General features: G+C 71.0%; 14 protein-coding genes and 1 pseudogene. 11 read left to right on the top strand and 4 right to left on the bottom strand.

What is annotated here, in order from left to right; genetic code table 11:
• Nucleotides 1-84: pseudogene (locus ABT004_RS33265) on the bottom strand (Rrf2 family transcriptional regulator); the annotation flags it as partial.
• Between the two features lie 123 nt (nucleotides 85-207).
• Here ABT004_RS33265 and ABT004_RS33260 point away from each other — a divergent pair.
• Entirely contained in the window at nucleotides 208-963 is a 756-nt protein-coding gene (locus ABT004_RS33260) for an SDR family NAD(P)-dependent oxidoreductase (RefSeq protein ID WP_351344441.1), read from the top strand.
• A gap of 143 nt (nucleotides 964-1106) precedes the next feature.
• On the opposite strand, the gene ABT004_RS33255 is transcribed toward ABT004_RS33260, so the two are convergent.
• Nucleotides 1107-2903, bottom strand: coding sequence for an AMP-dependent synthetase/ligase (locus ABT004_RS33255; RefSeq protein ID WP_351344438.1), 1797 nt, complete (start codon nucleotides 2901-2903; stop codon nucleotides 1107-1109).
• Nucleotides 2904-3224: 321 nt separating this feature from the next.
• Between ABT004_RS33255 and ABT004_RS33250 the strand changes: the two genes are divergently transcribed.
• The 6 genes from ABT004_RS33250 (at nucleotide 3225) to ABT004_RS33225 (ending at nucleotide 8228) form a co-directional block, all read left to right on the top strand.
• Nucleotides 3225-3986, top strand: coding sequence for a metallophosphoesterase family protein (locus ABT004_RS33250; RefSeq protein ID WP_351344435.1), 762 nt, complete (start codon nucleotides 3225-3227; stop codon nucleotides 3984-3986).
• A gap of 92 nt (nucleotides 3987-4078) precedes the next feature.
• Nucleotides 4079-4516 (top strand): SRPBCC family protein, encoded by a 438-nt coding sequence (locus ABT004_RS33245; protein WP_351344432.1) that lies wholly within the window; start codon nucleotides 4079-4081, stop codon nucleotides 4514-4516.
• A 181-nt stretch (nucleotides 4517-4697) separates the two neighbouring features.
• Nucleotides 4698-5798: an ArsA family ATPase gene (locus ABT004_RS33240; protein WP_351344429.1), complete on the top strand. Its 1101-nt coding sequence runs from the start codon at nucleotides 4698-4700 to the stop codon at nucleotides 5796-5798.
• Nucleotides 5799-5866: 68 nt separating this feature from the next.
• Nucleotides 5867-6376 (top strand): DUF5304 domain-containing protein, encoded by a 510-nt coding sequence (locus tag ABT004_RS33235; RefSeq protein WP_351344426.1) that lies wholly within the window; start codon nucleotides 5867-5869, stop codon nucleotides 6374-6376.
• Nucleotides 6377-6442: 66 nt separating this feature from the next.
• Entirely contained in the window at nucleotides 6443-7396 is a 954-nt protein-coding gene (locus tag ABT004_RS33230; protein ID WP_327663733.1) for an ROK family glucokinase, read from the top strand.
• A 67-nt stretch (nucleotides 7397-7463) separates the two neighbouring features.
• Nucleotides 7464-8228, top strand: coding sequence for an endonuclease/exonuclease/phosphatase family protein (locus ABT004_RS33225; protein WP_351344422.1), 765 nt, complete (start codon nucleotides 7464-7466; stop codon nucleotides 8226-8228).
• Nucleotides 8229-8230: 2 nt separating this feature from the next.
• Here the strand turns inward: ABT004_RS33225 and ABT004_RS33220 are convergent, their stop codons facing one another.
• Both ABT004_RS33220 and ABT004_RS33215 read right to left on the bottom strand, forming a co-directional pair.
• Nucleotides 8231-8920, bottom strand: coding sequence for a hypothetical protein (locus ABT004_RS33220; protein ID WP_351344419.1), 690 nt, complete (start codon nucleotides 8918-8920; stop codon nucleotides 8231-8233).
• Nucleotides 8913-9710, bottom strand: a complete 798-nt coding sequence (locus ABT004_RS33215) for an alpha/beta hydrolase (protein ID WP_351344444.1) — start codon at nucleotides 9708-9710, stop codon at nucleotides 8913-8915. The genes ABT004_RS33220 and ABT004_RS33215 overlap by 8 nt, the downstream gene beginning before the upstream one ends.
• 306 nt (nucleotides 9711-10016) lie before the next feature.
• Between ABT004_RS33215 and ABT004_RS33210 the strand changes: the two genes are divergently transcribed.
• The 4 genes from ABT004_RS33210 to ABT004_RS33195 all read left to right on the top strand — a co-directional run bounded on the left by ABT004_RS33210 (nucleotide 10017) and on the right by ABT004_RS33195 (nucleotide 13855).
• A complete protein-coding gene (locus ABT004_RS33210; protein WP_351344416.1) occupies nucleotides 10017-10769 on the top strand; it encodes a lysophospholipid acyltransferase family protein in 753 nt (250 codons plus the stop codon).
• A gap of 68 nt (nucleotides 10770-10837) precedes the next feature.
• Nucleotides 10838-12046 carry a MacS family sensor histidine kinase gene (gene macS, locus ABT004_RS33205; protein WP_351344413.1) on the top strand — a complete coding sequence of 403 codons (1209 nt, stop codon included), beginning with the start codon at nucleotides 10838-10840 and terminating at the stop codon, nucleotides 12044-12046.
• Nucleotides 12047-12093: 47 nt separating this feature from the next.
• On the top strand, nucleotides 12094-12774 hold the full coding sequence (locus tag ABT004_RS33200; protein WP_351344410.1) for a response regulator: 681 nt from the start codon (nucleotides 12094-12096) through the stop codon (nucleotides 12772-12774).
• Nucleotides 12775-12826: 52 nt separating this feature from the next.
• Complete coding sequence (locus ABT004_RS33195; RefSeq protein ID WP_351344407.1) at nucleotides 12827-13855, top strand: 6-phosphofructokinase; 1029 nt, start codon at nucleotides 12827-12829, stop codon at nucleotides 13853-13855.
• Nucleotides 13856-13950 lie beyond the last annotated feature (95 nt).

Raw genomic sequence — 13950 nt, 5'->3', positions numbered from 1 at the left:
GGCGACCTCGTGGCCCTGGCGCTGGTAGAGGCCGATCCAGGCCAGCGCGTGGGCGGCGATGGTCAGCCTGCTGTTGGCGCTCATGGGCTCCTCCTGTCGGCGGCAACGCTTCATATTACGGCAGTCGTAACGGTGAAGGTTGCAACAGGCTGTCGTAACAATTAACGTTGCGACAGCCGGAGAGGATCAATCAACGAGGTGAGAAGAATGACCAAGCCACTCACGGGCAAGGTTGCCCTGGTCACCGGGGGATCGCGGGGGCTGGGAGCCGCGACCGTACGGTTGCTGGCCGAGCAGGGCGCCGACGTCGCCTTCACCTACGTCAGCTCCGAGAAGCAGGCGCAGGCCGTCGTCGACGAGGTGCACGGAAAGGGAGCCAAGGCCGTCGCCCTCAAGTCCGACCAGGCGGACACGAGCCGGGCGCCGGCGCTGATCGACGATGTGGTCGCGCACTTCGGCGGCCTGGACATCCTCGTCAACAACGCGGCGATCTCGGTGGAACAGGGCCGCACGGTGGACGACCCGGACGCGGACACCGCCGCACTGGACCGGATGCACGCCACCAACTACCTCGGCGTGATCGCCGTGATCCGGGCCGCCTCCCGGGTGCTGCGCACGGGCGGCCGCATCGTCACGGTGAGTTCCGGACTGGGCTCCCGGGTCGGCGTCCCGGGCGTTGCCGACTACGCGGCGACCAAGTCAGGTGTCGAGAGGTACACCATGGGGGTCGCACGGGACCTCGGGCCCCGCGACATCACGGCCAACGTCGTGGAAGCCGGGCTGATGGACAGCGACATGCAGCCGCCGGACCCCGACACCCTCAAGGCCCTGCTCAGCTCGCTGTCCCTGCAACGCATGGGGCACCCCGACGAAATCGCCGCGGCGATCGCCTTCCTGGCGAGCCCCGCCGCGTCGTACGTCACGGGCGCGGTGCTGGACGCCCACGGCGGCTACAACGCCTGAACCCGATACCTGTCCGCGCGCCCCGAAGGACATCGCGTCTTCGGGGCGCGCACGGGGTTCGGGGCGGGCCCAGAGGCGCGAGGCAGCGGGGCCCGCCCCGCAAGGAATCCCCGGCGGATGCCACCCGGTACCGCCAACCGCGGTCAACCGCGGTAAATCGCCTCGACCTCGTCCGCGTAATCCTTCGCCACCACGTTCCGCTTCAGCTTCAGCGAAGGCGTCAGGTGGCCCGACTCCTCGGTGAACTGCGCGCCGAGGATGCGGAACTTGCGGACCGACTCCGCCTTGGACACCGCCGCGTTGCCGTCGTCCACGGCCGCCTGGACCGTGGCGAGCAGGTCGGGGTCGTGCTGGAGCGAGGCCACCGTGGACCCGGCCGGCTTGTCGTGGTCCGCGGCCCACTTGCCGAGGAACTCCTCGTCGATGGTGACGAGCGCGCCCACGAAGGGGCGGCCGTCGCCGACGACCATGCACTCGGCGACGAGCGCGTGCGACCGGATCCGGTCCTCGATGACGGCCGGGGCGACGTTCTTGCCGCCCGCCGTCACGATGATCTCCTTCTTGCGTCCGGTGATCCGCAGGTACCCGTCCTCGTCGAGGGTGCCGATGTCACCGGAGTGGAACCAGCCGTCGGCCAGCGCCTCCTCGGTGGCGCCCTGGTTGTTCCAGTAGCCGGTGAAGAGGTGTTCGCCGTGGAGGAGGACCTCGCCGTCGTCCGCGATCCGGACCACCGAACCCGGCAGCGGCTGACCGACCGTGCCGATCTTCTGCCGGTCCCAGGGGTTGAAGGCCGTGGCCGCGCAGGACTCCGTCAGCCCGTAGCCCTCCAGGACCGTGAAGCCGATGCCGCGGAAGAAGTGGCCGAGCCGCTCGCCGAGCGGCGCGCCGCCCGAGATCGCGTACTCGCCGCGTCCGCCGAGGACGGCGCGCAGCTTCCCGTAGACGAGCTTGTCGAACGTCTTGTACTTGAGCTTCAGGGCCAGCGAAGGCCCGTTCGGGGTGTCGAGCGCGCGGCTGTACTCGATCGCCGTGTCGGCGGCCTTGTCGAAGATCTTGCCCTTGCCGTCGGCCTGCGCCTTGGCGCGCGCCGAGTTGTAGACCTTCTCGAAGACGCGCGGCACACCGAGGATCAACGTAGGCCTGAAGGCGGCCAGTTCATCGGTGAGCTGCTTGATGTCGGGGGCGTGGCCCAGCTTGATCGGGGCCATCAGCGAGGCGACCTCGACGAGGCGTCCGAAGACGTGTGCCACCGGGAGGAAGAGCAGGACGGAGCACTCGCCCGTACGGAAGAGGGGGCCGAGGCGCGCCACGATGTTGCCGCACTCCGCGAAGAAGCTGCGGTGTGTGAGGACGCAGCCCTTGGGGCGCCCGGTGGTGCCCGAGGTGTAGACGATGGTCGCCGGGTCGTCGGCCTTCGCGATGGCGCTGCGGTCGTCGACCATCCCGTCGGAGAGCTCGGCGCCGGCGCGGTACAGCTCGCCCAGGCCGCCGCCCTCGATCTGCCAGACGTCCCGCAGCTCGGGCAGCCGGTCGCGCACGGAGGCGACGGCCGCGGCGTGCGCGTCCAGCTCGACGAGGATGCCGACCGCGCCCGAGTCGCCGAGGATCCACTGGATCTGCTCGGGCGAGCTCGTCTCGTAGACCGGCACGGTGATCGCGCCCGCGCTCCAGATCGCGAAGTCGAGCAGCGTCCACTCGTAGCGCGTGCGCGACATGAGCGCGATGCGGTCGCCGGCCTGCACGCCGGACGCGATCAGACCCTTGGCGGCCGCGCGCACCTCGGCGAGGAACTCGACGGCCGTGACGTCCTGCCACGTGCCGTCGATCTTGCGGCCGAGCACGGCGACATCAGGGTGCTGCGCGGCGTTTCTGCGAACGATGTCGGTCAGATTGCCGTCCGCGGGGACCTCGTACAAAGCGGGAAGGCTGAACTCGCGCAAGACTGCTGCTCCTCGTAGGGCGCCGGCGCCACTCTTCTGTGATGCGTCGGTGCGGTCCAAGATCGGGCAGGTGCACAGTGCATCAATGAATTGTCCGCCTGAACTCGACGTCACTCATTGCTTGAACTGAACACGACTGGACTGCCCGGACGTTACCCACCGGTACTGCTTCTTCGATAGGGGGGTCGGGCCAGATGTACGCTGCGTCACACGCCGGCGCGACTGTTCTCGCACCCTAGTCCAGGAGTCGAGGGACTCGGAAGTAACCGCAGGTCCGAGGCCCCTATCCATTCCGGGACCCATCGTCCTAGGGTGATCGCCATGCGCGTACACGTAGTCAGCGATGTGCACGGAAACTCCACCGACCTCGCACGAGCCGGAGACGGCGCCGATGCCGTCATCTGCCTTGGTGACCTGGTGTTGTTCCTTGATTACGCAAATCACTCGCGCGGCATTTTCCCCGAATTGTTCGGAGTCGAGAACGCGGACCGCATCGTCGAACTGCGCACGGCCCGCCGTTTCGAGGAGGCGCGTGACTTCGGGAGGGAGCTGTGGGCCGGCATAGACCGTGTCCCGGCCATCGAAAAAGCCGTGCGGAAGCAGTACGCGGAGATGTTCGCGGCGTTCCCCACACCGACGTATGCGACCTACGGCAATGTCGATATGCCGAAACTCTGGAGCGAGTACGCCGCGCCCGGCACGACCGTGCTCGACGGGGAGCGCGCGGAGATCGGCGGCTGGGTCTTCGGCTTCGTCGGCGGCGGGCTCCGCACGCCCATGCGCACGCCGTACGAGATCGACGACGAGGAGTACGCCGCGAAGATCGAGGCCGTCGGCGAGGTCGACGTGCTGTGCACGCACATCCCGCCGGAGGTCCCCGACCTCGTCTACGACACCGTGGCGCGGCGGTTCGAGCGCGGCAGCCGCGCCCTGCTCGAGGCGATTCGCCGGACCCGGCCGCGGTACTCGCTCTTCGGCCACGTCCACCAGCCGCTCGCGCGGCGGATGCGGATCGGGGCCACGGAATGCGTGAACGTCGGCCATTTCGCGGGCTCGGGCAGGCCGTGGGCGCTGGAGTGGTGACAGCGGGAGTGCGGGCGCGCGATAGCCTTCACGCAACACACACGCAGGCAGGCACGGCGCATCCATGACCGGTATCCGGAGGAGCCACGGCGATGGCGGAACACACCAGCTCGAGCATCACGATCGAGGCGGCCCCCGCCGATGTCATGGGGGTGATCGCCGACTTCGCCCGCTACCCGGACTGGACGGGTGAGGTGAAGGAGGCGGAGGTCATCGCCGAGGACGGCTCCGGCCGGGCCGAGCAGGTCCGGCTCGTCATGGACGCCGGGGCGATCAAGGACGACCAGACGCTCCAGTACACCTGGGCCGGCGAGAACGAGGTCTCGTGGACCCTCGTGAAGTCCCAGATGCTGCGCTCCCTCGACGGCTCGTACGTGCTGAAGCCGGCGGGTGACGGGACCGAGGTCACGTACTCCCTCACGGTCGACGTGAAGATCCCCATGCTCGGCATGATCAAGCGCAAGGCCGAGAAGGTCATCATCGACCGCGCCCTGGCGGGCCTGAAGAAGCGGGTCGAGACGGGCAGCTAGCACCTTCAAGCCCCTTGCGGCACCACCAAGCCCCGCCGGCGATTGAGGCGTATCAAGCCCCTGCGGCGATTGAGCAGCGGGGTCCGGGGCGGAGCCCCGATCTTTTGAGCCCCGCCGGCGCTTGAGGCGCGGGGTCCGGGGCGGAGCCCCGTGGCGTCCACCACGGGTAACCTCACACACCATGCGCACCCTCCTCGTCACCGGCCCCGGCGGCGCCGGCCGCACCACGGTCGCCGCCGCCACCGCCCACCGGGCCGCCCGCCAGGGCCTGCGCACACGATTGATCACCGCGGACCCGGTACCCGAGCTTCCCGGGGTGGAGGTCACCCGCCTCACCCCGGCCGACGACTTCCGCCGCGACCTCCTCGCCCTCCAGAACCGCGCCGCCTCCGGCCTCGAACTCCTCGGCGCCGCGAAGCTGGACGCCGACGAGCTCACGCCACTGCCGGGCAGCAAGGAACTGGCGCTGCTCCGCGCCTTGCGGACCGCCGCGGAGGGCGACGACGACCTGCTGGTCGTCGACCTGCCACCCGCCCCGCAGGCCATCGACACCCTCGCCCTCCCCGAGCAGCTCCGCCGCTATCTGCGCCGCCTGCTCCCCGCGGAGCGCCAGGCCGCGCGCGCCCTGCGCCCCGTGCTCGGCCGTCTCGCCGGGGTGCCGATGCCCGCGCAGTGGCTGTACGAGTCCGCCGCCCGCTGGGACGCCGAACTCGCCGCCGCGCAGGCCGTGATCGACGCGGGCAGCACCCGCGTACGGCTCGTCGCGGAGCCCACCCGGGCCGCAGCCGAGACCCTGCGCACCACCCGTACCGGCCTCGCCCTGCACGGGCTCGACGTCGAGACGGTCGTCGCCAACCGGCTGCTCCCCGACGGCTCCACCGACCCGTGGCTCGCCGACGCCGCCGCCCGCCAGCGCAAGGTCGTCGCCGAGTGGCCCGGCGCGTACGAGCTGCCCCACCTGGGCCGCGACCCGCGCCCCGAGGACCTGGACGTACCGGTGCCCGTGACCCTGCCGGGTCCCCGCGACCCGTGGCCTGTGGAGGACCGGCTCGGCGAGGACGGCGTCCTGGTGTGGCGGATACCGCTGCCCGGAGCCGTCCGCGAGGAGCTGAGCCTGGTGCGGCGCGGCGACGAACTGGTCGTCGGCGCGGGCCCGTTCCGGCGCATCGTCCAGCTGCCCTCCGCACCCCGCCGCTGCACCGTGGCGGGCGCGGGACTCGTCGACGGCGAACTCCGGGTCCGTTTCGCCCCGGACCCGGATCTGTGGCCGCAGACCCGGTGAACGGGGCCCACCCGTTCGGGTAACGTCGAAGGAGTAACCGGTCCAGCTCTCCGCAGGAGTCAGCCGTCATGAGCGACGCCACCGAGCAGCCCGTCCACCAGGTCGACGACGACGCCTGGGAGAAGGCGTGTGCCGAGGATCTCGAGGAGGAGCGGGCCCGCCGCAGGGCCGAGCACGGGCCGCCACCCGGATCCGCGGCCGAGGAGCTGAAGAAGCTCGTCGATGCCGTCACCGACAAGCTCTCGTCCGTGCAGGCCCCGTTCCTCGGCGCGGTCGCGCAGGGCACAGCGGAGCAGGTCGCCAAGCAGGCCGTTCGGCAGGCCCGCTCCGTCATCGAGCCGGTCATCGACCGCAACGCGGACGTGTTCGACCACCTGGCCGCCGCGGGCACCGAACTGCTCGCCGCCTACCGCTCCGCGGTCGAGGGCCAGGAGAGCCGCTGGACCCAGCGCACCCAGGGCCCCGTCCCGCCGAAGGACGCCATGGACGCCAAGGACGCCGAGGACTTCACGGGCGCCGACGGCTCCAAGGACCCCAAGGACGACGGCCCGGGCGGAGAGCACATCGACCTGGACTGAGCCCGGGGGCGAGCTCCTGCTCGGTTAAGGTGGGCCGTAGCGGGGCTCGACCGAACTGAGGGATCCATGGGACTGACCATCGGCGTCGATATCGGCGGCACGAAGATCGCGGCCGGTGTGGTCGACGAGGAAGGCAACATCCTCTCCACGTTCAAGGTGCCGACGCCTTCCACGCCTGACGGGATCGTCGACGCGATCGCCTCGGCCGTTGAGGGCGCCAGGGCCGGCCACGAGATCGTGGGCGTGGGGATCGGTGCCGCCGGTTACGTCAACCGCCAGCGCTCCACCGTGTACTTCGCGCCGAACATCGACTGGCGCCAGGAACCGCTGAAGGAGAAGGTCGAGGCGCGCGTCAAGCTGCCCGTGGTCGTTGAGAACGACGCGAACGCGGCCGCCTGGGGCGAGTACAAGTTCGGCGCGGGCAAGGGCCACCGCAACGTCATCTGCATCACGCTCGGCACCGGCCTCGGCGGCGGCGTCATCATCGGCAACAAGCTGCGCCGCGGCCACTTCGGTGTGGCCGCCGAGTTCGGCCACATCCGCATGGTGCCGGACGGCCTGCTGTGCGGCTGCGGTTCGCAGGGCTGCTGGGAGCAGTACGCGTCGGGCCGCGCGCTCGTCCGCTACGCGAAGCAGCGGGCCAACGCGACGCCGGAGAACGCCTCGTACCTGCTCTCGCTCGGCGACGGCAGCCCCGAGGGCATCGAGGGCAAGCACATCTCGTCGGCCGCCCGCGAGGGCGACCCGGTGGCCGTCGACTCGTACCGCGAGCTGGCCCGCTGGGCCGGCGCGGGCCTGGCCGACCTGGCCTCGCTGTTCGACCCGTCGGCGTTCATCGTCGGCGGCGGCCTCTCGGACGAGGGCGAGCTGGTCCTCGACCCCATCCGCAAGTCGTACAAGCGATGGCTGGTCGGCGGCAACTGGCGGCCCGTGGCCGACGTGATCGCCGCCGAGCTGGGCAACAAGGCGGGCATGGTCGGCGCCGCCGACCTGGCGCGGGAGCCCGACCCCGTCATGTGACGTACATACGCACCTGGTGCCCGTCGTTCCCCGTGGGAGCGGCGGGCACCGGCGTATCTTGATCTTCATGGACTCCGGCTCGCTCCCCGAAGCACGCACCGAACTCCCCAAGTCCCGTACAGAAGCGGATGGTTCGGCCGTCATTCGCGTCCTCAGCTACAACATCCGCTCGATGCGCGACAGCCCCGTCGCCCTCGCCCGCGTGATGAAGGCCTGCGCCCCGGACCTCGTGCTGATCCAGGAGGCGCCCCGGTTCTTCCGCTGGCGCAAGCATCTCGCCCGGCTCGCCCGCGCCGCCGACCTGGTGGTCCTCTCCGGGGGCGGCAGTGCCGCCGGGCCCGCGCTGCTCTGCTCGCTGCGCGCCACCGTCGAGCGCACCGAGGACGTGCTGCTGCCGCTCACCCCCGGCCTGCACCGGCGCGGCCTCGCGACCGCCGTCGTGCGGTTCGGGGGTGTCCGGGTGGGCGTCGTCAGCTGCCATCTGAGCCTGCAGAAGGACGAGCGGTACGCGCAGGGCGGGATGCTGCTCGACCGGATCGGCGCCATGGGGGTGGAGCACGCCGTCGTGGGCGGGGACCTCAACGAGCGGCCCGGCGGGCGGACGTTCCGGCGCCTCGCGGGCACCCTCAACGACGCCTGGGCGACCCGGCCCTGGGGCGGCGAGTACACCTCGACGCCGGCCGAACCCCGTCAACGTATCGACGCGGTCCTCGCCACCAAGGGCATCGAGGTGCTGGGGTGCGGGGTGCCGGACTTCCTGGACCGGGACGAGCTGAGGGCGGCCACCGACCATCTGCCGGTGCTCGCCGCCCTCCGCGTACCCGCTGCTTGACCTCAGACCACGGCGCCGCGGCCCGGGTCGTCGCCGTCCTCGTCGTCGCCCGGTGACATCCGGGCGACGAGCGTGCCGAAGCCGCCGAGGAAGCCGCCGATGCACAGCGTCGCCAGCCACCACGTCATGTCCCAGCCCAGCAGCACCGACAGGAGCAGCAGGATCGGGCCGCCGACGACCGCGAGCCAGGCGAACCTGGCCGTGACGTCCCCCTCCGGCAGCGGGGGCGGCTCGGGCGGGACGAAGTGGCCCTCGTCGGTGCCGTCGAAGTCGTCGTCCGAGGGCTCGGGCGCCGCGTGGTCGCGGGGGCCGGGAGTGGAGGCGATGCCCGGCGCGAAGGCGACCGAGGAGCCGAGGGGGCCCTGCTCACCCCGGTCCTGGTCGTTGCCCCGGTCCCGGTCCTGGCCCTGGTCCTTGGCGTCCTTCTTCAGGGTGTCCCGCTGGGTGTCCGACGGCCGCTCGGGACGATCGTTGGTCTCCGGTTCCAGCAGGGCCAGGTCCTCCACCGACTTGAACGGCTTGGCGCCCGGCGGGTCCGGCGGCTCCTCCCCGTAACCGGCGACGATCGCCGCCCACACGGCGTCCTCGTCGCCCGGCAGGAGGGGATCGCGCGACTGCTCACCGGTCTCCTCCTGGTCGTGCGGGTCCGAACTGTCCGGCCGCTCGGACCCGCCCCGCTCCTGCTCAGTCACCGGTGCTCGTCCCTTCCACGCCCTCGCTGGGGGTCTTGCCGACTTCGGGAGCGAGCCGGTCGAAGAACGCGTAGCTCTCCTCGAAGATCCGGTCCGCGTCATGGTCCAACGTCGCCACGTGGTAGCTCTGTTCCAGCAGAATCTCCGTGACGTCCGTGGACGAGACGCGGCCGAGCACACGCGCCGAGTCGGCGGGCGGCACCACATGGTCGTGCACGCTGTGCAGTACCACCAAGGGCTGTGTCACCTGCGGCAGTTCACGGTCGACGAGCTGGAAGAAGCGGCGCAGTTGGTACACCGCGTGCAGCGGCATCCGGCCGTAGCCGACCTCTTCCGCGCCCTCCTTGGCGATGTCGCTGACGATGCCCTTCATCGAACGCACGAGGTGCCGGGCGACCGGGAGCGTGTGCGCGGCCAGGTCGTGCACCCTGTTGCCAGGGTTCACCAGGACGAGGCCCGTGATCGCGTCCCCGTGCTTGGCCGCGAGGCGCAGGGCGAGCGCGCCGCCCATCGACAGGCCGCACACGAAGACCTTGGAGCAGCGCTCCGTGAGCTCGCGCAGGGCGAGGTCCACCTCCGCGTACCAGTCCTGCCACGCGGTGACGGCCAGGTCCTCCCAGCGGGTGCCGTGGCCCGGCAGCAGCGGGAGCGAGACCGTCAGGCCGCGCTCGGCGAGGTATTCGGCCCAGGGCCGCAGCGACTGGGGCGATCCGGTGAATCCGTGACAGAGGAGGACCCCGACCCCGCCGCCGTCATGGCGGTACGGCTCGGCTCCAGGAAGGACCGGCACCTTCGGTCTCCTGTTCATGGCAGAGAAACGGTGGACGGACGTGCGAGGGGAACGAGCTGAAGAGCGACGCTGAAGGCCAACAGCGACCTGGACCTCACGGTACGCGACCGGACTGACACCGACCAGGGTCGTCGGGCCCCGGGGCGGCCCCGCGGGTGCTGTGTCTTCCCGGGGGACAACCCCCGGACCCCCGGCCGGGCAAGCAGGTCGGCCAGGGTCGTCGGGCCCTGGAGCGGCCCCGCGGGTTAAGGTCGGATCCTCGGACTGGTCCCGGTACGAGGTCCGGGCACGAGGGAAGGCAGTGGGTTGATCTACGGCGCAATGAAGGTGGCCATCGGGGGGCCGCTGAAGCTCGGTTTCAGGCCGTGGGTGGAGGGCCTCGAGAACATTCCCGCCGAGGGCCCCGCGATTCTCGCCAGCAATCACCTCTCGTTCTCCGACTCGTTCTTCCTCCCCGCCGTCCTCGACCGCAAGGTCACCTTCATCGCGAAGGCCGAGTACTTCACCACCCCCGGCATCAAGGGCAAGATGACGGCCGCCTTCTTCAAGGGCGTCGGCCAGCTGCCCGTGGACCGCTCCGGCTCGCGGGGCGCGGGCGAGGCCGCCATCAAGAGCGGCGTCGAGGTCCTGGAGCGCGGCGAGCTGTTCGGTATCTACCCGGAGGGCACGCGGTCCCCCGACGGCCGCCTCTACCGCGGCAAGCCGGGCGGCCTCGCGCGCGTGGCGCTGTCCACCGGCGCGCCCGTCATCCCCGTCGCCATGATCGACACGGAGAAGATCCAGCCCCCGGGCAAGGTGATGCCGAAGATGATGCGACCGGGCATCCGCATCGGCAAGCCGCTCGACTTCAGCCGCTATCACGGCATGGAGAGCGACCGCTTCATCCTGAGGGCTGTCACCGACGAGGTCATGTACGAGATCATGAAGCTTTCCGGCCAGGAGTACGTCGACATCTACGCGACGGCCGCCAAGCGGCAGCTCGCGGACGCGGAGAAGGCGGCCAAGGCGGAGAAGGAAGCGGCGAAGAAGGCGTTGGAGAAGGAACGGGGCGGCTCCTAGTCGCGTCGTTCCCAAGAGGTGCCCAGAAGTAGAAGTACCCAGAAGTGCCAAGGGTGGGGACAGGGGACATGGGGAACACGGCCGGGCGCGAGCGCGTCGTGCGGATGTCGGTCGAGCAGCCGCTGTGGCGCGCCCTCACCGGGTACCGCCTGCTGACCCTCGTCTACGCGATCGGTCTCTTCGCCTCCTCGTACGAGGTGTACGAGCGCCCGTGGGTCGGCATCGGCTACTTCGTGGTTCTCACGGTGTGGACGCTGGCGACGCTGCCGCAGGTGTCGGGCGCCCGGCGCTGCACCAAGCGGTTCCTCACCGCCGACCTGACGATCGCCGTCGCCGGCATCCTGCTCTCGCCGGTCGCCGGGCACGAGCGGGCCGTCACTGGAGGCTCCACGCTGCCGTCGATCTGGACGGCGGGCGCGGTCCTCGCCTGGGCGCTCAAGGGCGGCTGGCGGTGGGCGGCCGGAGCCTCCCTGCTCGTCGGCGTCGCCAACGTGGTGCAGCGCGGGGACATCACCCGCGGCCTCGTCCACAGCGTCCTGCTGGTCTGCATCGCCTCCATAGCGATCGGCTACGTCGTGGAGGTGGCCCGCGCCTCCGAGCGCACCCTCGCCCGCGCCCTGGAGATCGAGGCGGCGACGCGCGAGCGGGAGCGCCTCGCCCGCGACATCCACGACAGCGTGCTGCAGGTCCTCGCGATGGTGCAGCGCCGCGGCACCGCTCTCGGCGGCGAGGCGGCGGAGCTCGGCCGGATGGCGGGCGAGCAGGAGGTCGCGCTGCGCACCCTGGTCGCCGGGGGACTTGTGCCGGTCTCCCGTGCGTTCGAGGACGCGGAGAGCGGCGCGGTGGAACAGGGGGACTTGGAGGAGCCGACCGACGAGGACGGCGCTGGCCCCCGCGATCTGCGCCCCCTGCTCGCCGGGCACGCCGGTGGACGCGTCACTTTCTCGGAGCCGGGCGGCCCGGTGCCGATGCGGCCCGCCGCGGCCCGCGAACTGGCCGCCGCTGTCAGTGCCGCCCTGGACAATGTGCGTCGGCACGCGGGCGCGGGCGCACGCGCGTGGATCCTCGTCGAGGACGAGCCGGACGCCGTGATCGTGACGGTGCGGGACGACGGCCCCGGCATCCCGGAGGGCCGCCTCGCGCAGGCCGAGGGCGAGGGCCGGCTCGGCGTCGCCCAGTCGATCCGGGGCCGGCTGCGCGACATCGGCGGCACCGCCGAGCTGATCTCGGTTCCCGGTCAGGGCACCGAGGTCGAACTGCGCGTACCGAAGAAGTAGTCCAGGAAGCGCCCGCGAGGGCCACGGGGGAAGGCAGGACAGGAACGATGAGTGAATCGAACGGATCCATCAGGGTCATGGTGGTCGACGACCACCCGATGTGGCGCGACGCCGTCGCCCGCGACCTGGGCGCGGCCGGCTTCGAGGTCGTCGCCACGGCCGGTGACGGCGAGCAGGCGGTGCGCCGCGCGCAGGCCGTGGGCCCCGACGTCCTCGTCCTCGACCTGAACCTGCCGGCCAAGCCGGGCGTCCAGGTGTGCAAGGAACTCGTCGGCGCCGACCCCCGCCTGCGCGTCCTCGTGCTGTCCGCGAGCGGTGAGCACGCCGACGTACTGGAAGCGGTGAAGTCCGGCGCCACCGGCTATCTGCTCAAGTCCGCCTCCACGGACGAGCTGATCGACGCGGTGGGGCGCACCGCCGTCGGCGACCCCGTGTTCACGCCGGGCCTCGCCGGCCTCGTCCTCGGCGAGTACCGGAGGCTCGCCTCCGACCCGTCCCCGGCCGGTGGCGCCGACGAGCCGGGCGCCGCGCCGCAGCTCACCGACCGGGAGACCGAGGTGCTGCGCCTCGTCGCGAAGGGCCTGAGCTACAAGCAGATCGCCGAGCGTCTGGTCATCTCGCACCGCACGGTCCAGAACCACGTGCAGAACACCCTCGGCAAACTCCAGCTGCACAACCGCGTGGAGCTCGTCCGGTACGCGATCGAGCGGGGTCTGGACGACGACTGACCCCGCGCGGGAGAGTGGCCCCAACCACTCGCCGTGACAAGGGAGTTACGCCATGAGGGTCGGAGTTTTGACCGGAGGCGGTGACTGCCCCGGACTGAACGCTGTCATCCGGGGCATCGTGCGCAAGGGCGTTCAGGAGTACGACTACGACTTCGTAGGGTTCCGCGACGGCTGGCGCGGGCCCCTGGAGAACGACACCGTCCCTCTCGACATCCCCGCGGTGCGCGGCATCCTGCCCCGCGGCGGCACCGTCCTCGGTTCCTCGCGGACCAACCCGCTCCAGGCGGAGAACGGGATCCGCCGCGTCAAGGAGAACCTCGCCAAGCAGGAGGTCGAGGCCCTCATTGTGATCGGCGGCGAGGACACCCTCGGCGTCGCGGCCCGGCTCTCGGACGAGTACGGCATCAAGACAGTCGGCGTACCGAAGACGATCGACAACGACCTCTACGCCACGGACTACACCTTCGGATTCAACACGGCCGTCGGCATCGCCACCGAGGCCATCGACCGGCTGCACACCACCGCCGAGTCCCATATGCGGGTCCTCGTCGTCGAGGTCATGGGCCGGCACGCGGGTTGGATCGCGCTGCACTCGGGCCTGGCGGGCGGGGCCAACGTCATCCTCATCCCCGAGCAGCGCTTCGACGTCGAGCAGGTCTGCGCCTGGGTCACCTCCCGCTTCCGGTCCTCGTACGCCCCGATCGTGGTGGTCGCCGAGGGGGCGATGCCGCGCGACGGCGACGTGGTGCTGAAGGACGAGTCGCTGGACTCCTTCGGGCACGTGCGCCTCTCCGGCGTGGGGGAGTGGCTCGCGAAGGAGATCGAGAAGCGTACGGGCAAGGAGGCGCGGACCACGGTCCTCGGGCATGTGCAGCGGGGCGGTACGCCGTCCGCCTTCGACCGGTGGCTGGCCACCCGGTTCGGGCTGCACGCGATCGACGCGGTGCGGGACGGGGACTTCGGGAAGATGGTGGCGCTGCGGGGGACGGACATCGTGCGCGTCCCGATCGCCGACGCCACGTCCCGCCTGAAAACGGTGGACCCGGCCTTGTACGAAGAGGTGGGCGTCTTCTTCGGCTGACGCCTCGTGGCTCCGCCCCGGACCCCGCGCCTCAATCGCCGGCGGGGCTTGATTTTGCCGCAGGGGCTTGATTTATCAAGCCCCTGCGGCGATTG

This window comes from Streptomyces sp. NPDC002790 (assembly GCF_040295505.1).
GTDB lineage: Bacteria > Actinomycetota > Actinomycetes > Streptomycetales > Streptomycetaceae > Streptomyces.
The sequence above is the reverse complement of the archived record's forward strand: the minus strand, read 5'-3'. Positions and strand labels throughout refer to the sequence as shown.